General features: G+C 66.7%; 22 protein-coding genes and 1 pseudogene. 15 read left to right on the forward strand and 8 right to left on the reverse strand.

The window, feature by feature from the left end; all coding sequences use genetic code 11:
* Positions 1–203: 203 nt before the first annotated feature.
* From KEC55_RS33175 to KEC55_RS33200, 6 genes are all read right to left on the reverse strand, one after another.
* Complete coding sequence (locus KEC55_RS33175; RefSeq protein WP_282511560.1) at positions 204–554, reverse strand: cupin domain-containing protein; 351 nt, start codon at positions 552–554, stop codon at positions 204–206.
* Entirely contained in the window at positions 551–1,528 is a 978-nt protein-coding gene (locus KEC55_RS33180) for a quinone oxidoreductase family protein (protein ID WP_282511562.1), read from the reverse strand. Before KEC55_RS33180 ends, KEC55_RS33175 begins: the two co-directional genes overlap by 4 nt.
* Before the next feature lie 105 nt (positions 1,529–1,633).
* On the reverse strand, positions 1,634–2,515 hold the full coding sequence (locus tag KEC55_RS33185) for a 3-keto-5-aminohexanoate cleavage protein (protein WP_282511564.1): 882 nt from the start codon (positions 2,513–2,515) through the stop codon (positions 1,634–1,636).
* A gap of 18 nt (positions 2,516–2,533) precedes the next feature.
* Positions 2,534–3,283: an SDR family NAD(P)-dependent oxidoreductase gene (locus KEC55_RS33190; protein ID WP_282511566.1), complete on the reverse strand. Its 750-nt coding sequence runs from the start codon at positions 3,281–3,283 to the stop codon at positions 2,534–2,536.
* A gap of 13 nt (positions 3,284–3,296) precedes the next feature.
* Complete coding sequence (locus KEC55_RS33195) at positions 3,297–4,211, reverse strand: dioxygenase (RefSeq protein WP_282511568.1); 915 nt, start codon at positions 4,209–4,211, stop codon at positions 3,297–3,299.
* 260 nt (positions 4,212–4,471) lie between these two features.
* Complete coding sequence (locus tag KEC55_RS33200) at positions 4,472–4,792, reverse strand: DUF4148 domain-containing protein (RefSeq protein ID WP_282511570.1); 321 nt, start codon at positions 4,790–4,792, stop codon at positions 4,472–4,474.
* Positions 4,793–5,090: 298 nt separating this feature from the next.
* Here KEC55_RS33200 and KEC55_RS33205 point away from each other — a divergent pair, with 298 nt between their 5' ends.
* From KEC55_RS33205 to KEC55_RS33215, 3 genes and pseudogenes are all read left to right on the forward strand, one after another.
* Positions 5,091–5,999, forward strand: a complete 909-nt coding sequence (locus tag KEC55_RS33205; protein ID WP_282513093.1) for a LysR family transcriptional regulator — start codon at positions 5,091–5,093, stop codon at positions 5,997–5,999.
* A 250-nt stretch (positions 6,000–6,249) separates the two neighbouring features.
* Positions 6,250–6,539: pseudogene (locus KEC55_RS33210) on the forward strand (DUF4148 domain-containing protein).
* Positions 6,540–7,036: 497 nt separating this feature from the next.
* The gene (locus KEC55_RS33215; protein WP_282511572.1) at positions 7,037–7,870 is read left to right on the forward strand and encodes an AraC family transcriptional regulator; all 834 of its coding nucleotides are present in this window, start codon (positions 7,037–7,039) and stop codon (positions 7,868–7,870) included.
* A gap of 77 nt (positions 7,871–7,947) precedes the next feature.
* Here KEC55_RS33215 and KEC55_RS33220 read toward each other — a convergent pair whose 3' ends face one another.
* Positions 7,948–8,877 (reverse strand): LysR family transcriptional regulator, encoded by a 930-nt coding sequence (locus KEC55_RS33220; protein WP_282511574.1) that lies wholly within the window; start codon positions 8,875–8,877, stop codon positions 7,948–7,950.
* A gap of 112 nt (positions 8,878–8,989) precedes the next feature.
* On the opposite strand from KEC55_RS33220, the gene KEC55_RS33225 reads away from it, so the two are divergent.
* The 10 genes from KEC55_RS33225 (at position 8,990) to KEC55_RS33270 (ending at position 18,950) form a co-directional block, all read left to right on the forward strand.
* A complete protein-coding gene (locus KEC55_RS33225) occupies positions 8,990–10,162 on the forward strand; it encodes an acyl-CoA dehydrogenase family protein (protein ID WP_282511576.1) in 1,173 nt (390 codons plus the stop codon).
* Positions 10,163–10,164: 2 nt separating this feature from the next.
* Positions 10,165–11,355 (forward strand): CaiB/BaiF CoA transferase family protein, encoded by a 1,191-nt coding sequence (locus KEC55_RS33230; RefSeq protein ID WP_282511578.1) that lies wholly within the window; start codon positions 10,165–10,167, stop codon positions 11,353–11,355.
* A gap of 3 nt (positions 11,356–11,358) precedes the next feature.
* On the forward strand, positions 11,359–12,216 hold the full coding sequence (locus KEC55_RS33235; protein WP_282511580.1) for an HpcH/HpaI aldolase/citrate lyase family protein: 858 nt from the start codon (positions 11,359–11,361) through the stop codon (positions 12,214–12,216).
* A 153-nt stretch (positions 12,217–12,369) separates the two neighbouring features.
* Positions 12,370–13,293, forward strand: coding sequence for an SDR family oxidoreductase (locus KEC55_RS33240; protein ID WP_282511582.1), 924 nt, complete (start codon positions 12,370–12,372; stop codon positions 13,291–13,293).
* A 114-nt stretch (positions 13,294–13,407) separates the two neighbouring features.
* The gene (locus tag KEC55_RS33245) at positions 13,408–14,367 is read left to right on the forward strand and encodes an AraC family transcriptional regulator (RefSeq protein WP_282511584.1); all 960 of its coding nucleotides are present in this window, start codon (positions 13,408–13,410) and stop codon (positions 14,365–14,367) included.
* Between the two features lie 115 nt (positions 14,368–14,482).
* Positions 14,483–15,049 carry a carboxymuconolactone decarboxylase family protein gene (locus tag KEC55_RS33250; protein ID WP_282513095.1) on the forward strand — a complete coding sequence of 189 codons (567 nt, stop codon included), beginning with the start codon at positions 14,483–14,485 and terminating at the stop codon, positions 15,047–15,049.
* Positions 15,022–16,137, forward strand: coding sequence for an acyl-CoA dehydrogenase family protein (locus KEC55_RS33255; protein ID WP_282511586.1), 1,116 nt, complete (start codon positions 15,022–15,024; stop codon positions 16,135–16,137). The genes KEC55_RS33250 and KEC55_RS33255 overlap by 28 nt, the downstream gene beginning before the upstream one ends.
* Positions 16,134–16,928 (forward strand): ABC transporter ATP-binding protein, encoded by a 795-nt coding sequence (locus KEC55_RS33260; protein ID WP_282511588.1) that lies wholly within the window; start codon positions 16,134–16,136, stop codon positions 16,926–16,928. Before KEC55_RS33255 ends, KEC55_RS33260 begins: the two co-directional genes overlap by 4 nt.
* Positions 16,929–16,939: 11 nt before the next feature.
* Positions 16,940–18,130, forward strand: a complete 1,191-nt coding sequence (locus KEC55_RS33265; protein ID WP_282511590.1) for an ABC transporter substrate-binding protein — start codon at positions 16,940–16,942, stop codon at positions 18,128–18,130.
* Positions 18,123–18,950, forward strand: a complete 828-nt coding sequence (locus tag KEC55_RS33270; RefSeq protein ID WP_282511592.1) for an ABC transporter permease — start codon at positions 18,123–18,125, stop codon at positions 18,948–18,950. The genes KEC55_RS33265 and KEC55_RS33270 overlap by 8 nt, the downstream gene beginning before the upstream one ends.
* 36 nt (positions 18,951–18,986) lie before the next feature.
* On the opposite strand, the gene KEC55_RS33275 is transcribed toward KEC55_RS33270, so the two are convergent.
* Positions 18,987–20,225 carry an SfnB family sulfur acquisition oxidoreductase gene (locus KEC55_RS33275; protein ID WP_282511593.1) on the reverse strand — a complete coding sequence of 413 codons (1,239 nt, stop codon included), beginning with the start codon at positions 20,223–20,225 and terminating at the stop codon, positions 18,987–18,989.
* Between the two features lie 292 nt (positions 20,226–20,517).
* Between KEC55_RS33275 and KEC55_RS33280 the strand changes: the two genes are divergently transcribed.
* Together KEC55_RS33280 and KEC55_RS33285 are read left to right on the forward strand one after the other, a co-directional pair.
* Positions 20,518–21,777 carry an acyl-CoA dehydrogenase family protein gene (locus KEC55_RS33280; RefSeq protein ID WP_282511595.1) on the forward strand — a complete coding sequence of 420 codons (1,260 nt, stop codon included), beginning with the start codon at positions 20,518–20,520 and terminating at the stop codon, positions 21,775–21,777.
* Positions 21,774–23,174 carry an LLM class flavin-dependent oxidoreductase gene (locus KEC55_RS33285; RefSeq protein ID WP_282511597.1) on the forward strand — a complete coding sequence of 467 codons (1,401 nt, stop codon included), beginning with the start codon at positions 21,774–21,776 and terminating at the stop codon, positions 23,172–23,174. Before KEC55_RS33280 ends, KEC55_RS33285 begins: the two co-directional genes overlap by 4 nt.
* Position 23,175 lies beyond the last annotated feature (1 nt).

Genomic DNA, 23,175 nt, shown 5'->3' on the forward strand with positions numbered 1-23,175 from the left:
TCGGCCTACCACCGAAACGGTCGCCGCCGTCACGGCGTGCGAGTGCGAATCAGGTGAGACAAATATAAGGTTGCGGGCGGCCGGAAACCTGACCGGAATGGCCTGCGGTTTGCCGGATCGTCCGATCTTCGCGGCAGCCCGGCCGATTGCGTTCACGGCGAGCTGCCGCGGGCGGTGTTGTGCCGCCCGGCCCGCGTTCGCAGCTAGTCGCGCGCAGGACGCGCGAACGGCATCGCGAGCAGGATCCTGGCGCGGCGGTCCGACCGGTTATGCAGCGCACGCCGCTCGCCCGGCGCGAGACGGCACGAATCGAACGCCTGCAATTCGACTTCGACGCCGTCCGCGTCGACGCACACCCGGCCTTCCAGCACGACGTAATGCTTCTCGACATCCGACCCGTCCATCGTCGTGTGCCCGCCCGGTTCGATCGTCGACACGCCGAGCCACAGCGATTCCGCCGGGCCCGCCTCGCGTCCTTGCAGGCGAACGCATTGCATCCCGAAGTGATTCGGCGGGAAGTAGTCGGGCGCGTCGCGAAAGCGCGTGACGTTCATGGCTTGAGCAGCACCCGGTTCGCGGTGCCGCCGAATACCGCCCGATACGCGTGTGCCGCATCCGCAAGATCGAACACGGAACCGGCATCGATCGGGAACGGCCGCAACGAACCCTGCTCGAACGACGGCAGCAACGCGTCGAGGATGTCGGCGCAGTGTCGCGTATCGAGCGCGAGCGTATCGATGCCGACGTAGGTGTGCTGTCCGCGATAGAACGCGAAGATGTCGAACGGCACCGCACGCTCGATCGTCGAGATCAGGATTTGCGTGCCACGCACGGCCATCGCGCGATTCGCACGCTCGAAGTACGGACTCCCGACCGTGTTGTAGACGATGTTCGCGCCGCGGCCGGCCGTCATCTCGAGCACGAGCTCGTCGAACGGTTCCGCGGACGCATTGATCATCGTGACATCACCGTTTGCGTGCCCGATGTACGACGGATCGTCGCGCACGACACCGATCACCTCCGCCCCCGCCATGGTCGCCAGCTGGACGGCCGCCTGCCCGACCTTGCCGTTGGCGCCCAGAACGAGCACGACGTCGCCGCGTCGCACGCCGCCGGCACGGTGCAAGCCCTCGAAAGCGGTGACGAACGGTACGCCGATCGAGCCTGCCTCGTCCATCGTCAGGTTTGCCGGTTTCTCGCGCACGCTGTGCGTCGGCACGACGAGATGGCTGGCGTGGGTGCCGTCGCGACGGATGCCGAGCTCGCCGCTGCTGCCCCAGACTTCCTTGCCGATCAGGCCCGGCGGGCCGTCGATCACGCGCCCCGCGTAGTCTCGCCCCGGCGTGCGCGGCCACACCGCGTGCGGCATGAAACCGAGCACGGCCTTCACGTCGCTCGGGTTGACGCCCGCGCTCTCGATTTCGACCAGGCAGTCGGTCGTATCGATCGTCGGGACAGGTTGCGTGTCGATGCTCAGTGCGAGCGCGCTGATATCAGCGCTTTTCTGCTGGACGCGAATGCATTTCATGCTCGATGGTTTCCTGGAAAATGTCGATTCGGACGCATGGCGCGGTGACCGTCGGCCCGTCGCGCATCCATGCGCCGCTCTTGAATACCGTGTGTCGCGTTGCACTCAGCGCGCGAGACCAAGGCATTCGCGCGCGTCGCGGCTCGTCGCGATCTCGCCGCCGAGCAGCGTGACGATCTCGCGTGCCCGCGCGACGAGCGCCGCGTTGCTTTCGGCGAGCACGCCTTTCTCGATATAGATGTTGTCCTCGAGACCGACACGCACGTGTCCGCCCGCGAGCCACGCCTGCGCGACGATCGGAAACTCGAAACGCCCGATCCCGAACGCGGACCATATCGCGCCCGGCGGCAACAGCCCGCGCGCATAGAGCAGGGTTTCCGGCGACGCCGTGAATCCATACTTGACGCCGCTGACGAAGGTCCAGAGCCCGGGGCCGTCGAGCACGCCGCTCGCAATGAGGTCCCGCGCCAGGTGGATATCGCCGGAGTCGAAAATCTCGAGCTCAGGCTTCACGCCGGCCCGGCGGATTACTTCGGCCATCCGCGTAACGTTCTTCGGCGTGTTGATCACCACATCGCCCCCCGAATTCATCGTGTTCAGGTCGAGGCTGCAGATGTCGGGCCTGAGCGCGAGTATGTGTTCCACGCGCTTTTCGGGCGGCAGGAGCGTAGTGCCCGGCGCGGCCACCTTGGGATCGTCGTCGCTCGGAATGAAACGCCCGCCCGGGCCGGTCGTCAGGTTGATGATCAGTTCGCGATCGACCGCGCGAATCCGGGCCATGACGTCGCGATAGAGATCGACGTCCATCGAGGGTCTGCCCGTGGCCGGATCGCGGACATGGATATGCACGACGGCGGCGCCGGCCTGCGCGGCTTCGAGCGAAGCATTCGCGATCTGCTCGGGCGTGACCGGCAGGCCCGGATGCTGGTCGGGTCGCGTGATGTTGCCCGTAACGGCGCAGGTAATGATGGTCTTGCGAGCATGCATCGAAAGGTCTCCAGGCAATCAGTTCAGCCGGCGGCCACCGTCGACGACGATCGTTGCGCCGGTCGTGAACGTCAACGTCGTCGCGCAGGCGACGATGGCGGTCGCGACATCGTCCGGTGCGCCGATCCGGCGAAGCGGTGTCGTCGCGGCGGCCTTTTCGTTGAAATCGTCGCCGCGCCCGGGAACGAACTGCGTATCCACGACGCCGGGCGATACATTCACCACCCGAATGCGCGGCGCAAGCGCGCGGCCGAGCGACAGCGCCATCACGTCGATGCCCGCCTTGGCCGCGCAATAGGCGACGTTGCTGCCGTTGCCGGTCGTGCCCGCGATCGACGATACGTTGACGACGAGCCCGTCGCCGGATTCGTCGAGCAGCGCGCGAAAGGCGCGGATCGCCGCGAACTGGCCGCGCCAGTTGACTTGCATGATCTCGTCGATCAGATCGTCCGTCAGTGCGTCGAGATCCGCGTGACGAACCGGCTTCGTGAAGCCGGCGGCGTTCACCAGGATGTCCGCACGCCCGTAACGCGCGCGCACCTCGTCGGCCAGTGCGGCGAGCGTCGCGCTCTCGGTGATCGTCGCGACCGCGGCGGAATGCCCGTCGCCGGGCAGCGTGTCGGCGAGGCGCTGCGCCGCATCGAGGTCGCTTCGCCCGACCACGACCACGCGCGCGCCCGCTTCGGCGAAACGCGCCGCGGTCGTGACACCTATCCCGCCCGTACCGCCGAGAACGACAGCGACTTTATCCTTCAGATTGCGTGACACGACTCTCTCCTGTTCAGTCGATCGGCGGCGTCGGGTACGTCGGCGTACCGTCGGCCATGACGAATTCGAAATCGAGCGTGTAGTACACCTCGTTCGTTTCAGCGTGTGGCCCCGTCCGCGGGTCATGACGCTCGAAATTGCCGACGAGGCGACGATTCACGCCAAATACGACGTCCGAGTCGAGATGCTCGGAATCGTCGGCAAACACCTGCGATACCAACGTCGCATAGCCTTCGGCGACGATCACGAAATGGATGTGCGCGGGCCGGTACGGATGACGGTTCTGCGCATCGAGCAGCGCGCCGACCGGGCCGTCGACGGGCACCGGGTATCCGGCCGGGCGCACGGTGCGGAAGTTGAACCACCCTTGCGCGTCGGTATGAAAGCGACCGCGCAGGTTGCGCTCGGGCTGGCTCGGATCCTGGTTCTCGTAAAGACCGACCGGCGATGCCTGCCAGACGTCGACTGTCGCGTTCGCGACCGGCCGGCCCGACACGTCGAGCACACGGCCGCGCATGAACAGCGGCGAGCCAGGCGACCCCGCGCTTGCGATCGACTGGCCTTGCTCGTAGACCGGCGAACCGCCACGGTAGAACGGCCCGAGCAATGCGCCCGGCGTACGCTCCGTCGAGTCGGAATTGTTCAGCAATGCGACGAGCGTTGAAAAACCGAGCACGTCGGCCAGGAGCACCACCTCGTTGTGTCGTTCGTTGCACGCATGCCCGGCGGCACGGATGAAGGAGAGACCGCGCTCGAACTCCTCGTCGGTCAGCTTCACCTGCTTCAGGAACGCGTGCCCATGATCGACCAGCGCATCGACGATCTCCTTCAACCGGGCGTCCCGGGTTCCCGCCATCGCCGCCTTGACGATCGCGGTAACAGACGCGGGATCGTCGGTAATCGCACTTGCAACTGTCTCTTCCGTCATGACTTTCTCCATGCAATCGTTTGCATAACTTGATGCAATAGTACTCGCCGATCTGCACCAGCGGATAGAGTGTTAACCCTGAATCAAGCGAATTATGAGGAGGAGATGGGTATCATCATGAACGCAATCGTTTGCATGAATATGGCTCGGAGCGCCTGGTGCTGTCGACGATTGCATGAGGCCAGCGTGCCCGGGCGTGCGGCGGGGCACCGTGATTCGCCCCGCGCCGGCGCAGCGGCGCGGGTCCCGGCGCCGGATCGTTATTGCCCGGGAGCGGGCGAGTCGCCGGTGCTTTTCTGGACTGCCGCCTTGTGCTCCGCCCTTTGGAGGCTCTGAGGATAATGATCGTCCTTGCTCACACGATAGCCATTCTTCTCGAGCGCGCTCAGCTCCTGGTTCCGCTTCTGCCGAGCGGCTTTGCGTTGCGCCTTGCGTTGCGCTTTCAACTCCTGCTTCGACGTCGGGGTGTCGGGGGCGGCCGATGTTCCGCCCGCATCCTGTGCGTTCGCGACCGGTGCACCCAGCAGCACGACTCCCGTCAGGACTGCGAGCGCGAGCGGCGCCAGCCTGGACTTTTTCATGTGATTCTCCTTTTTTCGTCGATGATCGAATGACAAGGTTCTACGTGCCGGCGCCGGTTCGACTGATATCGATCGTGCTTCGTCCGAGTCACGCCTCAACACGTTACACGACGGCAACGGGATTTTTATTAAGACACCTGAATTGTCCTGATCGGTGAAGCAAACGAGAGCAGACATCCGATCGGCCGAGGGGCGCGGCATGTCCTGCTGCGGCGATCGGACTGAATTTCGCGTGAAACACCATGAGCCACGAAAGCCTGTCGGGCATTCGCCCGTCTTTGCACCGAGGAAAACAACAATGAAGCTGTCATTCGAAGCCTTCGAGGCACTGGATGCGATCGACCGGACCAGCACGTTCTCCGAGGCGGCCGCGATGTTGCATCGCGTTCCGTCGACGCTCAGCTATCTCGTGCAAAAAATCGAAAGCGACCTGGGGGTCACCCTGTTCGATCGTAGTGGCCGCCGCGCAAAGCTGACTCGCGCGGGGCGAGTCGTCATCGAGGAAGGCCGCCGGTTGCTCGTTGCGGCCGAGCAACTCGAGCGGAAAGCGCAACGGATCCAGGATGGCTGGGAGACCGAACTGCGCATATGCGTCGACGAGATTGTTCCGCTGGCACGCTTCTGGCCCTATGTGCGCGAATTCGACGCGCTCGATCTGGACACGCGCTTGCACCTGTCGACCGATGTGCTTGGCGGCACCTGGGATGCACTCGTGTCGCGACGCGCGGATTTCGTGGTCGGCGCAACGGGGGAGCCGCCCGCGCTGACGGACATCGTCGCGCGCCCGATCGGCACGCTGCGTTATGTTTTCGCGGTCGCGCCGCATCACCCTCTTGCGACGATGCCGGAACCGCTCACGCTGGAAGCCGTGACTCGATACCGTTGCGCGGTGGTCAGCGGCCCTTCGCGCGAATCGCTCCTGCGTTCGTCGGCGTTCCAGCCGTCTCAACCGTATCTCGCGGTACCGACCCTCGAGGCCAAGCTGGCGGTGCAATGCGAAGGGCTTGCTGTCGGCACGCTTCCTGCAAGCATTGCCGCCCGCGCAATCGAAGAAGGCCGACTCGTCACACGCCGCGTAACCGGAATGCGCGAAACGGCCGAGTGCTACCTCGCATGGCGCGACGACGAAGCCGGCCGCGCGCTGCAATGGTGGCGAGACAAGTTCGACCACCCGGATCTGCTCGAGCGATTCATCGCGCGGCGGTGAACGCGAGCAGCCAGGTTCGCGCGGTTTTCGGAATGTGTTTCCCGTCGAGTCATTTTTATTCCTGGATGAATCGAACATTTCGAATCACCCATTCGATTTTTTCGAAATGACGTTTATAAATACGAAATAACGACTTTAAGCAATAATGTTTTACCAGCACGGGAGCGCGGCCTCGGCTACACTGTTCTTACCGGCAGCTGACAAGCAGGTTGTCAGCGCCGCGCTTAATCCGTATCCGAGGTAAATCATTATGGAATCCTTTCTTAAAGCTGTTGCGATCGGCGCGATGCTCGCCGTCCCGGTCGTATCGTTCGCGCAATCCGAACAGTCGACGATGACCCGTGCAGAAGTCCGGAACGAACTCGTTCAACTCGAAAAGGCCGGCTACAAGCCATCCATGGCCAGAAATACGCATTACCCGGAAAACCTGCAGGCTGCCCAGGCACGCGTGGCAGCCATGAACGGCCAGAACACGGGCGCCGGCCGGCAATGAGCGGGGCGTCGCAGTCGGGCGGGGCCACCCCGCCGGCCGCGCCATAGTCAGACGTTCGGGCCGCCAGTTCGCCGCGCGGCCGCTGGCAGGTTCGCAGCCGGCGTCATCGTCAACGGCCTGCGTCCCGAATGCGAACCACCCTTCGCACAATCCCCCGTACACACATCGATCGCACATCGCGGGCTGTACACCGACCGTGACGGAAAACGGCCACGCGACCCTGTCAGCGGCACTCGACAAGGTGTACTCGCACCGCGTCGTTCGATCTTCGGCATGAAATGTCGTCAAGCAACGCTGCGCTTGCGGGCCCCAACCTTCCCGGCGACTGACTCCAGCGCGGGTTCGAACCGCCCCGGCACGGCGCGCATGCCGATCGCGACGGCGGCGGGTTCGACGCGATTCCCACGTTCTTCGGCGACGACGCGTCACTTCCACGAGTGCGGCCGGGTCAGGCGTCCGCGCGAGCCAGCCGTTCACAGCCATCCCTAAAAACCGCAAAATCTGCAAACGCGCCGACCCTACATTGCTCCCCAGGAGCCCGCAATTGAAACCCCGAACCCGTACCCAATACGCGCTGCGCATGGAGCCTGTCCTGCGCTGGCTGGCAAGTCACCCCGAGGCCGACCCGGATCTGTACCAGCTGGCCGACCTCGCGTGCCTGTCGCCGTATCACTTTCACCGCGTCTACCGCGCGCTGATGGGTGAAACGGTGAACGCCACCGTGCAGCGCCTGCGCATGCACCGCGCGGCAGTCGCGTTGGGCGGGACCGGGGCGCCATTGCGTGATGTTGCGCAGCGTGCCGGCTATGCGTCGGACGCTGCCTTCACCCGCGCGTTCGGCGCGACCTTCGGCCTGTCGCCGGGGCGCTACCGCGCGGCCCGCTCCCGTCCGTTCAATCCCAAGGAGCTCGGCATGTATCCCGTCACCATCGAAACCTTCCCCGGCGCCGTCCTGGCCGCGTTGCCGCATCGCGGCAGTTATCAGGAAATCGGCCCGGTCTTCACCCGTGCGTTCATGCTGGCCGCCGCCCGCGGCCTGGCGCGTCCCGAAGCGATCGGCTTCGGCGTGTATTTCGACGATCCCGAACAGGTGCCGTCCGACCGGTTGCGCTCGATGGCGGGCATGTCCGTCGCGTCCGACGCCGACCTCGGCGACGAACTCGAGCGCTTCGAGATTCCGGCCGGCCGCTGCGCGATCCTGACTTACACCGGGCCGTACAACGAAATGGACCAGCCGTATAACTGGATGTTCTCCGAGTGGCTGCCCGCCAGCGGCATGGTGCCGGCCGATTTCCCGATGTTCGAGCAATACCTGAACGACCCGCGCACTACACCGCCCGCTCGCTTGCAAACGCGCATCTGCATGCCGCTGAAGTAAGCGCCGCGCGGCTCCGGCCGATACTGCCGGGGCCTGCCGGACGGGCACGCCCGCCGTGGCCTGTCCGCCCGGCAGGCCTAGCCGAGCCAGCGCGCGTCGGGCCAGTGGCCCTGTTCGAAGGTGCCCTTTACGCAGTCGAGCAGCACGGCGACCACACAGCGCACCGGCGCGGTCGCTTGCCGGCTGCTGGGCGCGGCCAGCACGATCGTGCGCCGCAGCCCGGGCGGCGCGAGCGGCGCCGCGCTCAGCGAGCGCTGCTCGATCTCCTGCGTGACGGCGACCGCCGGCAGAATCGTCCACCCGTGACCTTGCGCGACCAGTTCCTTCTGTACGCTCAGTGCATTGGTTTCGGCCACTACCCGCAACGTCACGTCGGCCTCGGCCGCCGCGTGCTCGATCGCCGCGCGCAGGCCCTGCGGCGCGGACGGCAGGATGAACGGCTCGCTCGCCACGCGCGACAGCGCGACCGGCCGCTTGCGCGACAGCCCCACGGACGGCGCGGCCACGGCCCACAGGCTTTCCTCGATCAGCGCCTTGACGTGCAGCGCGGGCGTTTCCTTCTGCCCGTACAACAGCGCGGCATCCACGTCGCCGGCTTCGAGCCAGTCCTGCAGGTGCCCGGCATAGCCGATAGTGAGCCGCAGGCAAATGTGCGGGTAACGCCGCGCGACCTCGCCGGCCAGCCGCGTGGCCAGCAGGTCCGACGTGCTGGCCAGCAGCCCGATGCTCACGATGCCGGCGACGGGCCCGTCGGTCGGCTGGATCTCGGCCTTGGCCCGTGCCACCTCGTTGAGGATGCGCCGCGCGTACTCGAGCATCGTCTTGCCCGACGGCGTGAGCTGCATCCCGTGGCGGCTGCGGTCGAACAGCTCCGTGCCCATGTCCTCTTCGAGCAGGCGCAACTGGCGCGACACCGCGGGCTGCACGAGATTCAGCAGGTTCGACGCACGCGTGACATTGCCGGTTTCCGCCACGGTGACGAACGCGCGCAGTTGCTTCAGATCCATCGCAGGGTCCTCGATACCGAAAACTGATCCATCGATCAAAAAATTCTATTTTTTAACGGATCCATCAAAACTTATTATGGACCGGGACGATGCCAGTGACGAGACAGGATTGATGAGCGCTTCCATTTTTTCCGCCCCCGACCAGTACCAGGCAATCCGCGATGCGGTGCGCGACCTGTGCAGCCAGTTCCCGGCCGAGTACCACCGCAAGATCGACGAAGCGCGCGGGTATCCCGAGGCGTTCGTCAACGCCTTGACGCAGGCCGGCTGGCTGGCCGCGCTGATTCCGCAGGAATACGGCGGCCCGGGCCTGTCGATGGCCGAGGCGTCGGTCATCATGGAAGAGATCAACCGCTCCGGCGGCAACTCGGGCGCATGCCACGGCCAGATGTACGTGATGAACACGATCGTGTTCAGCGGGACGGAAGCGCAGAAGCAGCACTATCTGCCGCGCATCGCGTCGGGCGAACTGCGCGTGCAGTCGATGGGCGTGACCGAGCCGACCACCGGCAGCGATACGACCAGGCTCCAGACCACGGCCGTGAAGAAAGACGGCCGTTGGGTCGTCAACGGCCAGAAGGTGTGGATTTCGCGCGTCCAGCACAGCGACCTGCTGATCCTGCTCGCGCGCACCACGCCGTTGGACCAGGTGCAGAAGAAGAGCGACGGCCTGTCGTGTTTCATCGTCGAGCTGGACAAGGCGATTGGCAACGGCCTCACCGTGCGGCCGATCCTCAATATGGTCAATCACGAGACCAACGAGCTGTTCTTCGACAATCTCGAACTGCCGGAGGACGCGCTGCTGGGCACCGAGGGCAAGGGGCTGAAGGTGATCTTCGACGGCCTGAACGCCGAGCGCACGCTGATCGCGGCCGAGTGCATCGGCGACGGTTACTGGTTCCTGGAGAAGGCGCGCGATTACGCGGTCGAGCGCAAGGTGTTCGGCCGCCCGATCGGGCAGAACCAGGGCATCCAGTTTCCGCTGGCCGAATCGTTCATCGAGCTGGAGGCCGCGAACCTGATGCGCTGGCGCGCGTGCGAGAAGATCGACGCGCGCCAGAACGCGGGGGTCGAGGCGAACATGGCCAAGTACCTGGCCGCGAAGGCGAGCTGGGAAGCCGCCAACGCTTGCCTGCAGACGCACGGCGGCTTCGGCTTCGCCTGCGAATACGACGTGGAGCGCAAGTTCCGCGAAACGCGCCTGTACCAGGTCGCACCGATCTCCACGAACATGATTCTCGGGCATGTGGCCGAGCACGTGCTGGAGCTTCCCCGTTCCTACTGACCATGCAAGCTCGAAAAGGCCCCCTGAGCGGGATGACCGTCGTCACGCTCGAACACGCGATCGCCGCGCCCTTCTGCACCCGCCAGCTCGCCGACCTCGGCGCGCGCGTGATCAAGGTGGAGCGCCCGGGCGTCGGCGATTTCGCGCGCGCCTACGATCACCGTACGCGCGGACTCGCGTCGCACTTCGTCTGGACCAACCGCTCGAAGGAAAGCCTCACGCTGGACCTGAAGCAGCCCGCCGCGCAGGACGTGCTCGGCGAGCTCATTGCCCAGGCCGACGTGCTGGTGCAGAACCTCGCACCGGGCGCGGCCGCGCGCATGGGGCTGTCGTTCGATGCGCTGCACGCGAAATATCCGCGCCTCATCGTGTGCGACATCTCCGGCTACGGCGGCGACGGCCCCTATCGCGACAAGAAGGCCTACGACCTGCTGATCCAGAGCGAGGCCGCGTTCCTGTCGATCACCGGCACCCCCGACGAGCCGAGCAAGGCCGGCAACTCGATCGCGGATATCGCGGCCGGCATGTATGCGTACACCGGCATTCTCAGTGCGCTCCTGCAGCGCGGCGTCACGGCCGAAGGCTCGCACGTGGAAATCTCGATGCTCGAGGCGCTGGCCGAGTGGATGGGCTTCCCGATGTACTACGCGTACAACGGCCAGCAGCAGCCGGGCCGCAACGGCGCGGCGCACGCGACGATCTATCCGTACGGCCCGTTCACGGCGGGCGATGGCCGCGTCGTGATGCTGGGCCTGCAGAACGAGCGCGAGTGGAAGGTGTTCTGCGACGCCGTACTGCGCGACCCGGCGCTCGCGACCGACCCGCGCTTCGACGCCAACGTGCGCCGCTCGGAACATCGCGCCGAACTGAAGGCCGTGATCGAAGCGGCGTTTGCCGGCCTTACCGCGCAGGAGGTCATCGCGCGCCTGGACGACGCGCAAATCGCCAACGCGGCCGTCAATCAGGTAGGCGATCTCTGGGCGCACCCGCAACTGCATGCCCGCCAGCGGTTTCGCGCCGTCGATTCCCCCGCCGGCGAACTGCAGGCACTGCTGCCGCCCGCCACGATCGACAGCTTCGACGTTCGCATGGACGCGGTGCCCGCGCTCGGCGAACACAGTACGACCATTCTCCGCGAGCTCGGGCGCTCCGACGCCGATATCGAACAACTGCGCGCCGCCGGCGCGATCTGAACCATGTCCACGCCCTCTTCTCCCGTGCATCACGCGCGCAGTTTCCTGTTCGTGCCGGCCACGCGCCCCGAGCGCTTTGCGAAGGCGTTCGATTCCGCAGCCGACTGCATCGTCATCGATCTCGAGGATGCAGTCGGCATCGACAGCAAGGACGCCGCGCGCGCGCAGCTCGCGCAACATCTGCCGCTGCTCGCTTCGGCGCAGCGCGCGCGCACCGTCGTGCGCGTGAATGCCGTCGGTACGCCGTGGCACGACGCGGACATCGCACTGCTGCGCGACTGGATGCCGCAAGGCGTCGCTGTGATGCTGCCGAAGTCGGAAGCGCCGAACGCGCTGCGCGCCGTCGCGGCGCAGCTCGGCGAGGAAGCGCGCATCGTCGCGCTGATCGAATCGCTGGCCGGGCTCGATGCGGCGGACGCGCTGGTGCGCGATCCGCAGGTCGTTCGCGTTGCGTTCGGTCATCTGGATTTCCAGCTCGACCTCGGCATGCGCGCATCGCCCGACGAGCCGGAGCTGGCCTTTGCGCGCAATGCGCTCGTGGCCGCGTCGCGCCGTGCACGGCTGCCCGCGCCGATCGACGGCGTGACCGTTCGTACCGACGACCCCGCCCAGCTCGCGGCCGATGCCCGGCGCGCACGCGCGTTCGGCTTCGGCGGCAAGCTGTGCATTCACCCGGCGCAGGTCGCCGGCGTGAACGAGGCGATGGGCCATTCGGCTGCCGAACAGGCGTGGGCGCACCGCGTGATCGACGAAGTCGCGAAACACGGCGGCGCGGTGTTCAGCCTGGACGGCCGCATGGTCGATCTCCCGGTGATCCGGGCCGCGGAGGCAATTGTCGCGAGCATGCGAAAGCCAGTGTAATTTTCTGAACGATCGATGCGGCTCGTCATCAATCGATGCCCGCCGACAGCCGCCTCCGTTTTCGTCCGGATCCCCCTGCTTGACCTTGAAGCTGCCTTCAAGGTTAGCCTCTGGTCTACCGTCCTTTGACGCAAGACCGCACGGGCAGACGACATGCAAACGATATTAGGGGCAAACGGCCAGATCGCCACGGAATTGGCCCGGGAACTGCACCATATGGGCACCGTGGACCTCCGTCTCGTGAGCCGCAATCCGCACAAGGTCAACGACACCGACAGCCTGGTGCCGGCCAATCTCCTTGACGCGAAGCAGACCGCGCAGGCGGTCAAGGGCAGCCGCCTCGTCTATTTCACCGCCGGCCTGCCGCCGGACACGCAACTGTGGGAAACGCAGTTTCCGGTGATGTTGAGGAACGCGCTGGATGCGTGCCGGGCCGAAGGCGCCGGATTCGCCTATTTCGACAACACCTACATGTATCCGCAGGACAGCCGGTTGCAGACGGAGGCCACGCCGTTCGCGCCGGTCGGTCGCAAGGGCAAGGTACGCGCGGCGATGGCGTCGATGGTGCTCGACGAGATGGCGCGCGGCGACATTCCGGTCCTGATCGGGCGGGCGCCGGAATTCTATGGCCCGGGCAAGACGCAGAGCTTCACGAATGCGTTGATCCTCGACAAGCTCAAGGCCGGCAAGAAGCCGAAGGTGCCGTTGCGTGACGACACGCGCCGCACGCTCATCTGGACGCCCGACGCGAGCCGCGCACTCGCGACGCTGGGCAACACGCCGGATGCGTTCGGGCAGACTTGGCATCTGCCGTGCTGCGACGACCGGCCGACGTACCGGGAGTTCGTCGCGATGGCCAGCGACGCGTTCGGACGCAAGCCAGCCTATACGATCGTCGGGAAATGGGCCTTTGCGGCCGCCGGCCTCTTCTCGCCGCAGGTGCGCGAAATCAGGGAGCTCCTGCCCCGCTACGAGCATGACAACCGCTTCGATTCCACAAAGTTCAAGCGCCGGTTTCCCGAGTTCGAGGTGACGACGTACCGGGAAGGGCTCGAACTCGTTCGACGGGAGTCCTAGGCGGACGGCGGGCCCGCCTTCGCCGCGACAGGAAAATGCTTTCTACGAATCGTTGGTTTGAGCCGCGCGGCGCTGCCCGTAGCATGGGCGCGTCACCCTCCTTCCAGCATCGGAATGTCCGCGCAAACAGACAAGGTCGTCCATTGGCTGCTCTCCAGCCTGGAGCCCAGAAGCCAGCTCTTTCACGTCGGCCAGTATTGCGGGGACTGGCAGGCGTCGACCGCCGGTCGGGCCAAGGCGAGCTTCCACATCATCCTGCACGGTGCCGCGTGGCTTCACTTTGCCGACGGGCGCGACAGCATCCCCGTCTCCGAAGGGGATGCGGTGTTCCTGCTGCGCGACGTGCCGCACGGGTTGTCGCCGAGCGCGGTCAACCCGAAGGCCTGCGCGATCGCCGAAGGCCAGCCCGTCGAGCGACGCGGGTCGATGCAACCGCTCGACCCGTCGGTCGACGGCAGCGTCGGCCTCGCGTGCGGCTTCATCGAATTCCGGTCCGCCATCTCGCGCGCGATCGTGTCGCTGTTTCCCGCGTGCCTGATCGTGCGGCGCGGCGACGGCGCCCATCGCGGCATCCACGGGCTGTTCGACCTCATTCGCGCCGAGGGCCGCCATGGCGTCGACGAGCCTTCGCCGCTGATCGACAAACTGGTCGAACTGCTGCTGTTCTACGCGGTCCGTGACGCCGCGGGGCACGATACCGTGGCCAGCGGGCTCGCATCGCTGATGCAGCGGACCGGCTTTGGCACGCTCGTGGCCGCGATCATCGATGCGCCCGGCGACGCGTGGACCACCGAGTCGATGGCCGCGTTCGCCAACATGTCGCGCACCGCGTTCTGCAAGCACTTCAGCGAAGCGTCGGGCCATCCGCCGATGCAGTTCGTCACGCTGGTGCGCATGCGGCTCGCGGCGGACCTGTTGCAGCAGGGCTTGCCGATTTCGCGTACGGGCGAACGCGTCGGCTATCAGTCGGAATCGGCATTTGCCCACGCATTCAAGCGCACGATGGGCATGCAACCCGGCGCATGGCGTCGTGACCGCGACGGCGCGTCGCAACCGGCCGCTCGCCTGCACTAGCCGGACGGCGCGACGCCGCCTCGCGGGACGAACGCACAGGAATCGCGGATGTTCGCGCATTGTCCGGCGGCGGTGCGGGCTCGACAATGATCTCACTGCCCTTCCGGAGAATCCTGTGAGTCGTCTGCCCTTGCCCACCGTCGAAACGGCCCCTGCGCCCAGCCAGCCATTCCTCGAAAAATCGCAACGTGCGAACGGCTTTCTGCCGAACCTCGTGCGCTCGCTCTCGAATGCGCCGGTCGCCCTCGAAACCTATCTGACCGTCGCCGAGATCAACGGCCGCGCGGGCCTCACGTTCGCCGAACGCGAAGCGGTTCAGATCACCGCGGCCGCCGTTCACGGCTGTGCGTTCTGCGTGGCCGGACACACCGCGGCCGCATTGAAAAAGGCGAACGTCGATCGCGCCGCAGTCGACGCGTTGCGCGACGGCGAGCCGGTGGCCGATGCGCGACTGAACGCCGTCGCTGAATTCACGCGCGCAGTGATCGCGACACGCGGCGCCGTGCCCGACGATGCGCTCGACGCGTTCCTCGCGGCCGGTTTTACCGAAGCGAACGCGCTCGAGGTGGTGCTGGGCGTGAGCCTCGCGACGCTGTGCAACTTCGCGAACAACCTGGCGCGCAACGAACTCAACCCCGAACTGGCGGCATACCGATGGGAACCCCGGACACAGGCCGCCTGACGGCGCCCGCCCTCGACGCATCGCTCGTCGACTGGCTCGACTCGAACGCGACGCAGCTCGACACGAGCGCCGACTCGAAAGCCGAGGTCGTGCCGCGCCTGGCGGCCGCCGGGCTGTTCCGGCTCGGCGTGCCGGCGAACCTCGGCGGCGCGGGCGGCACCACAACCGATGCGATCGCGAGTATCGCCGCGGTGGCCGAACATTCGCTCGCGGCGGCATTCGTGCTCTGGGGTCAGCGCAGCTTCATCGAGTATCTGCTGCAAAGCCCCAATACCGCGCTGCGCGAGCGCCTGCTGCCGGCACTGCTCGACGGGACCTGCGCCGGCGCAAGCGGCCTGTCGAACGCGATGAAATATCTGTGCGGGATCGAGTCGCTTCAGATCGAAGCCGCGCGGCGCACGGAGGCGGCCGAAGACTGCCGGTTGACGGGCCGGATGGCCTGGGTGACGAACCTGCGCGCGGAGCAGTTCGTCGTCGCGGCGGCCGTGTCGTTTCGCGATGGCCGTCCGTCCGCGATCGTCGCGATCCCGCATGACGCGCCCGGCCTGACACGCAGCGCGGATCTCGACCTGATCGCGCTGCGCGGCAGCAACACCGCCGCATTGCAGCTTGAAGACGTACCGACCGATAGCGCATGGCTGATCCACGCGGACGCGCAAGCGTTCCTGCCTGCGGTGCGGCCAGCGTTCCTCGGCTTGCAGTGCGGGCTGTCCATCGGGCTCGCGCGTCGTGCGTTGGCCGAAGCGCGCCACGCGGCGGAGACGACGCGCGGCATTCTCGGCCCCGAAGTCGATACGTGCGCGGCCGAATTGAGCGCCGCGTGTGCGCTGTTGTCATCCGGTATTGCCGACGGCAGCCTGCGCATGCACCCCAACCGCCTGTTCGAGCTGCGCATCACGCTCGCGACGCTGGTGGCGAGCGCGGTGAACCTTGAACTCGAGGCCAGCGGCGGCCGCGGCTATCTGCGCGATGCCGGGCTCGGCTTCGATCGGCGCTGGCGCGAAGCGGCGTTCATTCCGATCGTCACGCCGAGCGTGGTGCAGTTGAAGGCGCAACTCGCGGCGCAGACGCGGAGTATCGCCGCATGACGCCCGCGCTGCTGGATGCCCGCCACCTGACGCTCGGCTACGGCGAACCGCCACGCAATATCGTGCTTGCCGATGTCTCGCTGTCGGTCGACGCGGGCGAAATCGTCGCGTTGATCGGCCCGAGCGGCACCGGCAAGTCGAGCCTGCTGCGCGCACTGGCCGGCCTGGAGCAAGCGCAATCGGGCACCGTGTCGATCAACGGCGCGACGCTGCAGGGCCCGCATCCGCGGATCGCGATCGCGTTTCAGGATCCCTGCCTGCTACCGTGGCTGTCGACCGAAAGCAACGTCGCGTTCGGGCTCGCATTCAAGCATCAGGCGCGCCTCACGCGCGACCGGCAACGCGAGCGGGTCCGATCCGCGCTGCGAGCGGTCGGGCTCGAAGCCGCCGCGGCGCTGCGCCCTGCCCAACTCTCCGGCGGCATGGCGCAGCGCGCGGCGCTCGCACGTGCGTTGGCGCGTCAACCGCAGGCCCTGCTGCTCGACGAGCCATTCTCGGCGCTCGACGAAATCACGCGCGCCGCGATGCAACGGCTGCTGGTGAGCATCGTCTCGTCGACACGCTGCGCGACGGTGCTCGTGACCCATGACATCGACGAAGCGCTGCTCGTGGCCGACCGCATCGTGCTGCTCGGTACGCAAGGCCGCTTGATCGATGCATGGCATGTCGATTTCCCGCATCCGCGCGACGCGTTCGTCAGCGAACTCGGCACGATGCGCATCGACATCCTGAAGGCGTTGCAGGCCGGCATGAAGCGCCCGCACGCCACCGAACTCCCCTCCCTGACCTGACCTGCCTACCCATGTGCCAGATTCCGATGTCGCGCCGCGAATGGCTGAAGCTTGCGGCCCTGTTCACCGCGACGGGTGCCGCCCCGCTGCTGTCCGCGGCGAACGCGCACGCCGCGACGGAACCCGATGCGCCCGTTCGCATCGGCTATCTGCCGATCACCGACGCAGCGCCGCTGCTGGTGGCCCACAACAACGGCTATTTCGCGGCCGAAGGGCTGAACGTCGAGCAGCCGAAGCTGCTGCGCAGCTGGGCGCAACTCGTCGAAGCGTTCCTGTCCGGCCAGGTCAACGTCGTGCACCTGCTGTCGCCGATGACGCTCTGGGCGCGCTACGGCAGCCGCGCACCGGCGAAGGTGGTCGCATGGAATCACGTGAACGGCTCCGGGCTGACGGTCGCGCCCGACGTCGATTCGCTGCGCGACCTCGGCGGCAAGACCGTCGCGATTCCGTTCTGGTATTCGATCCACAACGTCGTGCTGCAGGACATGCTGCGCCAGCAAGGGCTCGTGCCCGTGCTCAAGCGGCGCGGCACACCGGCGGCGAACGAGGTCAACCTGGTCGTCATGGCGCCGTCGGACATGCTGCCCGCGCTCGCCGCACGCCAGATCGCCGGGTATATCGTCGCCGAGCCGTTCAACGCGACGGCGGAATTGATGAAGATCGGCAAGATCCTGCGCTTCACCGGCGATGTCTGGAAGAACCATGCGTGCTGCGTCGTGTTCATGCACGAGCACGATCTGGCGCAGCGCCCCGCGTGGTCGCAGAAAGTCGTCAACGCGATCGTGAAGGCGCAGGTGTGGGCGCGCTCGCATCCGCAGGAAACCGCGCAGTTGATGTCGAAGAACGGCGCCCACCGCTATTCGCCGCATACGCTCGCAGCGCTGGATCGCGTGCTGGTTCCGTCGGCGTCGCTTGCCGATACGTATCGTACAAGCGGCGCGATCCGCCATGCCGACTGGAACGGAAAACGGATCGACTTCCAGCCGTATCCGTTCCCGAGCTATACCGAGGCGCTGGTTCAGCGCCTGAAACGTACGGTGGTCGATGGCGACAGTGCATTTCTGGCGTCGCTCGACCCGGCGTTCGCGGCCCGCGATCTCGTCGACGACCGGTTCGTGCGCAAGAGTATCGACGCGGTCGGCGGGATGGCCGCGTTCGGTCAACCCGGCGCCTTCAAGCGAGAGGAGATCATCGTTGTCTGACGCGCTTGCCCCCCGCCGGTCATCCGCGCGCGAAACGCGTCGGCCTTCCGGCTCCCGTTACCTGGTGCGCGCTACCGCCGGATGGCTCGGCGTGGCCGGCCTCGTCGCGACCGTCGTCGTATGGTGGGCCGCGATCCATGCGTTGACCGAACCCGGCTCGCTCGGCCGGCAGTTCGCGCCGGACAGCGCGTTCGCCAGCCTGCGGGCGCTGTGTGCGGACGATCATCTGGTCGAGCACGCGCTCGTCAGCCTGCGGCGCATCGGCGTCGGGCTCGGCGCGGCGCTGCTGGCCGGCGTCCCGCTCGGGTTGCTGATCGGCCGCGTGCAATGGGTCGAGCGCGTGCTGTCGCCGACCTTCCAGTTCCTGCGAATGGTGTCGCCGTTGTCGTGGATGCCGCTTGCCGTGATGTCGTTCGGCATCGGCGACCGCGCGATCTACTTCCTGCTCGGCTTTGCCGCGCTGTGGCCCGTGCTGATGAGCACGGCGGCCGGGGTCGCCCAGATCGACCGGCGCTGGCTGCAACTCGGCGAGAGCCTGTCGGCCACCCGCCGCGAGCTGCTGCTCCACATCATGCTGCCGGCCATCGCGGGGCCGCTGCTCAACGGGATCCGGCTCGCGATCGGCATCCTGTGGATCGTGCTGGTGCCGGCCGAGATGCTGGGCGTCAGCGCGGGGCTCGGTTACCTGATCCTCGACACGCGCGACCGGCTCGCGTATTCCGAACTGACGGCAGTGATTCTCGTCATCGGCGCACTGGGGTTTACGCTCGACGGTATCGCGCGGCTATTGGCACGCGCGGTGCTGGCGACCGACCGCTAGCGCGATGCGCGGCGGCCGGTCGAACCGCGGGGCGCTTCAGTTCCACGCATGGCGTGCCGGGCGCACGCCGTTCAGGTAGTAGTTGCCGACCAGGTGATATTTCCAGCGCACCGGATCGTGCAGCGTATGCGTGCGCGCGTTGCGCCAATGCCGGTCGAGGTTGTGCTCGGCGAGCGTCGACTGCGTGCCGGCCAGCTCGAACAGCTTCTCGCCCGCGAGCAGCGCGACCTCGGTCGTCAATACCTTCGCTTCGCCGACCGCGACTGATGCGCGCGCGACGTCGTCTTCGGTCACTTCACCGCGCGCCGTGATTTCGTCGAGCGTGCGCGCCGCACGTTCGAGCAATGCCTCGGCCGCGTGCAGCTGGATGTGCAGGTGGCCGATCTCGCGAATCGTCAGCGGATCGTCGACAGCCCGCTCGACGCCGCTGTCGATCCAGGGCCGCGTGCGGGTCCGCACGAACGCCAGCGTATCGTCGATGGCCGCCTTCGCGATGCCCGCGTCGATCGCGGCCTGGATGATCTGCGACAGCGGGCCGTTGAGCGTCGGCACGTCCGACACGCGCTGCGCGGGCAGCACGTGCGACGCCGGGACGCGCGCCGCGTCGAGCACGACCGTGCCGCTCGCGGTCGTGCGTTGTCCGAAACCCGACCAGTCGTCGATCACGGTCAGCCCCGTCGTCGGTTGCGGCACATACGCAAGCCACGCCTGGTGCGCGTCGTCGAGGCCGAGCACCGGGACGTAATGGGCGAACAGCGCACCGGTCGAGTAAAACTTCGTGCCGTCGACGACGTAGTCTTCGCCGTCGCTGCGCACGCGCGTCTTCAGGTCGAGCACGTGCTTCGTGCCTTTCTCCGAGAACCCGTTGCCGAAGCGCTTTCCGCTCAATATTTCCGCGAAGAAATGACGCTTCTGCGCGTCGGTGCCAGTCAGCGTAATCACGTCGACCAGCCCGAAATGATTCTGCGGCAACTGCCCGAGCGACGGATCGGCCGCCGCGACGATCTTGATGACTTCGGTCAGCGTGACATGCGACACGCCTGCGCCACCGTATGCCTTCGGCACCGTGATCGCCCACAGCCCCGACTGCGAGAACCATTCTATTTCGTCGCGCGGCAGGCGGCGGGTGCGATCGCGCTCGGCGGCCCCTTCCGCGAGCCGCTGCGCAAGCGCGTGCGCGGCCTCGATCGCCTGCGCGTCGTCGGCAATCACACGGGCGACGTGCGGTTGTGCTTCAACCGGCCGCTCCTGAATCGTGGCGCTCGTGTCTGACATCGGACCCTCCTGTCGAATGACGAAAGCGTTCAATCTAGCAGCGCAGCGCAAGCTGTAAAAACGAGCGATTCTCGGAACGATATTCCTTTGGATAACAAACGACCTGGCGATTCTCGCGCGCGACACCGTGCTTGCGCGTCGCAATCGACGTCGCAACGTCGGCGCAGTTCACGACTGTCGCGGTAATACGCATCGACGATAACGATCTGCGAATCCGTTATTGGAACGCTCGCCGCGCGCTTCCTATACTGGCCTCCCGGCGCAATCGGCCCCGCTCTTCGAGGAACCCCGCATGACTTCGTCGCACGCAGCCCCCGACCTTTCCACCGGTACCGACTACGACACGCTCGCGAGCAGGTTCCGGCCGATCTTCGAGCGCATCGCCGCCGGCACCGCCGAACGCGAACGCCGCCGCGAACTGCCGCACGAGGCAATCGGCTGGCTGAAATCGGCGGGCTTCGGCGCGGTGCGGCTGCCGGCCGGCGCGGGCGGCGCCGGTGCATCGCTGCCGCAGTTGTTCAGGCTGCTGACCGAGCTGGCCGCTGCAGATTCCAATCTGCCGCAGGCGTTACGCGGACATTTCGCCTTCGTCGAGGACTGGCTGAACGCCCCGCCCGGCCCGCAGCGCACGACCTGGTTCGACCGCTTCGCGAGCGGCCAGCTCGTCGGCAATGCGTGGTCGGAGGCAGGTGACGTGCCGCTCGGCCAGACCGTCACGAAGGTATCGGAGCAGAACGGCCGGCTCGTGCTGAACGGCCGGAAGTTCTACAGCACGGGCAGCCTGTTCGCCGACTGGATTGACGTGTTCGCGCAGCGCGCGCACGACGGCAGCGACGTGATCGTCGCCGTCGCGACCGCACAGCCCGGCGTGATTCGCGAGGACGACTGGGACGGCTTCGGCCAGACGACGACCGGCAGCGGCACGACGCGCTTCGAGGATGCGAGCGTCGACGCCGACAACGTGATCGACTTCGCGCGCCGCTTCAAGTACCAGACCGCGTTCTATCAACTATTCCACGTCGCGACGCTGGCCGGCATCGGTCACGCAATCGTGCGCGACGCCGGCGAGCTCGTGCGCAACCGCACACGCGTGTACAGCCACGGCAACGCGGCGCGGGCGGGCGACGACGCGCAGCTGCAGCAGGTGATCGGCGAGATCGCTTCATGGGCATACGCGGCCGACGCACTCGCGCTGCGCGCCGCGCAGCCGCTTCAGCATGCCTATGAAGCGCGCTTCGGCGGCGACGAGGCGGCCGAGCACGCGGCGAACGTCGCGGCAGAGATCGAATCCGCGCAGAGCCAGCTCGTCGTGTCCGAACTCGTGCTGCGCGCGGCGACGCGCCTGTTCGACGCGCTTGGCGCGTCCGCGACGCGCACCACGACCGCACTCGACCGGCACTGGCGCAACGCGCGCACGGTGTCGTCGCACAATCCGCTCGTCTACAAGGCGCGGATCGTCGGCGACTGGGTCATCAATGGCCGTACGCCGCCGTTCGTCTGGCGTGTCGGCAACGGTGCGGGCGCCAGCGCGGAAACGGGAGCCGCACGATGAGCAAGACGATCCGCTTCAATGCGTTCGAGATGAACTGCGTCGGCCACCAGTCGCCCGGCCTGTGGGCGCATCCGCGCGACCGCTCGTGGCAGTACAAGGATCTCGACTACTGGACCGACCTCGCTCGCGTACTCGAACGCGGGATCTTCGACGCGATCTTCATCGCGGACGTGATCGGTTATTACGACGTCTACAAGGGCAGCAACTATCACGCGCTGCATCAGGCCGCGCAGATCCCGGTCAACGACCCGCTGCAGCTCGCCGCGCCGATCGCGATGGCGACCGAGCATCTCGGCATCGGCATTACCGCGTCGACGACGTTCGAGCACCCGTACACGTTCGCGCGCCGGCTGTCGACGGCCGATCATCACACGAAGGGCCGGCTCGCGTGGAACATCGTCACGTCGTACCTGGAGAGCGGCGCGAAGAACGTGGGCGATCACGGCCTGCGCACGCACGACGACCGCTATGCGGTCGCGGCCGAATACGTCGAGGTGCTGTACAAGCTGTTCGAGGGCAGTTGGGAGGATGGCGCCGTGGTGCGCGATCGCGACGGCCGCGTGTTCACGCATCCGGAAAAGGTGCACGAGATCGGCCACAAGGGCCGCTTCTTCGACGTGCCCGGCTACCACCTGTGCGAACCGTCGCCGCAGCGCACGCCGGTGCTGTTCCAGGCCGGCGCGTCCGGCCCCGGCAAGGCATTCGCCGCGCAGCATGCCGAATGCGTGTTCGTCGCCGCACCGACCCGCGAACAGCTCGCGCGCTACGTGGCCGACGTACGCGCGCAGGCCGCCGCCGCGGGACGCGATCCGGCCAAGGTGCTGATCTACAACCTCGTCACGGTGATCGTCGACGAAACCGACGAGAAGGCGCAGGCCAAGTTCGACGAGTACCGCCGCTACGTGTCGTACGACGGCTCGCTGGTGTTCATGTCGGGCTGGACCGGTATCGACTTCGGCCAGTATGCGCCGGCCGATCCGGTCCGGCGCGTCGAAACGAATGCGATCGTGTCGGCCGTCGAGCACCTGTCGGGCGGCGATACCGCGTGGACGATCGAGGCGCTGGCCACCTGGGGCGGCATCGGCGGACTCGGTCCGGTGTTCGTCGGGTCGGCCCAAACTGTCGCGGACATCCTGCAGGAATGGGTGGCGGCGACCGACGTCGACGGCTTCAATCTCGCGTACGCGGTTGCACATGAAACCTTCGAGGACGTCGTGCAGCACCTCGTTCCGGAGTTGCAGCGCCGCGGCGTGTACCCAAGCGCGTATGCGCCGGGCACGCTGCGCGAGAAGCTGTTCGGCGGCACGGCGCGGCTGCCGGACGAGCACCCTGCCGCGCAGTTTCGCGATATCGAGCAGGTCAAGCGCGAAGCCGAGCGGGAGGCTGTCGGCGCGTAGC

The sequence above is a fragment of the Burkholderia cepacia genome (genome assembly GCF_029962485.1).
Taxonomy (GTDB): Bacteria; Pseudomonadota; Gammaproteobacteria; order Burkholderiales; family Burkholderiaceae; genus Burkholderia.

Bases quoted from the DNA above. Each gene is read 5' to 3' on its own strand.
- KEC55_RS33220 (WP_282511574.1), bottom strand. From the start codon at position 8,877: ATGGATCTGAAGCAACTGCGCGCGTTCGTCACCGTGGCGGAAACCGGC.
- KEC55_RS33280 (WP_282511595.1), top strand. From the start codon at position 20,518: ATGACTTCGTCGCACGCAGCCCCCGACCTTTCCACCGGTACCGACTAC.
- KEC55_RS33185 (WP_282511564.1), bottom strand. From the start codon at position 2,515: ATGCATGCTCGCAAGACCATCATTACCTGCGCCGTTACGGGCAACATC.
- KEC55_RS33265 (WP_282511590.1), top strand. From the start codon at position 16,940: ATGTGCCAGATTCCGATGTCGCGCCGCGAATGGCTGAAGCTTGCGGCC.
- KEC55_RS33230 (WP_282511578.1), top strand. From the start codon at position 10,165: ATGCAAGCTCGAAAAGGCCCCCTGAGCGGGATGACCGTCGTCACGCTC.
- KEC55_RS33180 (WP_282511562.1), bottom strand. From the start codon at position 1,528: ATGAAATGCATTCGCGTCCAGCAGAAAAGCGCTGATATCAGCGCGCTC.
- KEC55_RS33285 (WP_282511597.1), top strand. From the start codon at position 21,774: ATGAGCAAGACGATCCGCTTCAATGCGTTCGAGATGAACTGCGTCGGC.
- KEC55_RS33245 (WP_282511584.1), top strand. From the start codon at position 13,408: ATGTCCGCGCAAACAGACAAGGTCGTCCATTGGCTGCTCTCCAGCCTG.
- KEC55_RS33240 (WP_282511582.1), top strand. From the start codon at position 12,370: ATGCAAACGATATTAGGGGCAAACGGCCAGATCGCCACGGAATTGGCC.
- KEC55_RS33255 (WP_282511586.1), top strand. From the start codon at position 15,022: ATGGGAACCCCGGACACAGGCCGCCTGACGGCGCCCGCCCTCGACGCA.
- KEC55_RS33225 (WP_282511576.1), top strand. From the start codon at position 8,990: ATGAGCGCTTCCATTTTTTCCGCCCCCGACCAGTACCAGGCAATCCGC.
- KEC55_RS33200 (WP_282511570.1), bottom strand. From the start codon at position 4,792: ATGAAAAAGTCCAGGCTGGCGCCGCTCGCGCTCGCAGTCCTGACGGGA.
- KEC55_RS33205 (WP_282513093.1), top strand. From the start codon at position 5,091: ATGAAGCTGTCATTCGAAGCCTTCGAGGCACTGGATGCGATCGACCGG.
- KEC55_RS33260 (WP_282511588.1), top strand. From the start codon at position 16,134: ATGACGCCCGCGCTGCTGGATGCCCGCCACCTGACGCTCGGCTACGGC.
- KEC55_RS33175 (WP_282511560.1), bottom strand. From the start codon at position 554: ATGAACGTCACGCGCTTTCGCGACGCGCCCGACTACTTCCCGCCGAAT.
- KEC55_RS33275 (WP_282511593.1), bottom strand. From the start codon at position 20,225: ATGTCAGACACGAGCGCCACGATTCAGGAGCGGCCGGTTGAAGCACAA.
- KEC55_RS33235 (WP_282511580.1), top strand. From the start codon at position 11,359: ATGTCCACGCCCTCTTCTCCCGTGCATCACGCGCGCAGTTTCCTGTTC.
- KEC55_RS33195 (WP_282511568.1), bottom strand. From the start codon at position 4,211: ATGACGGAAGAGACAGTTGCAAGTGCGATTACCGACGATCCCGCGTCT.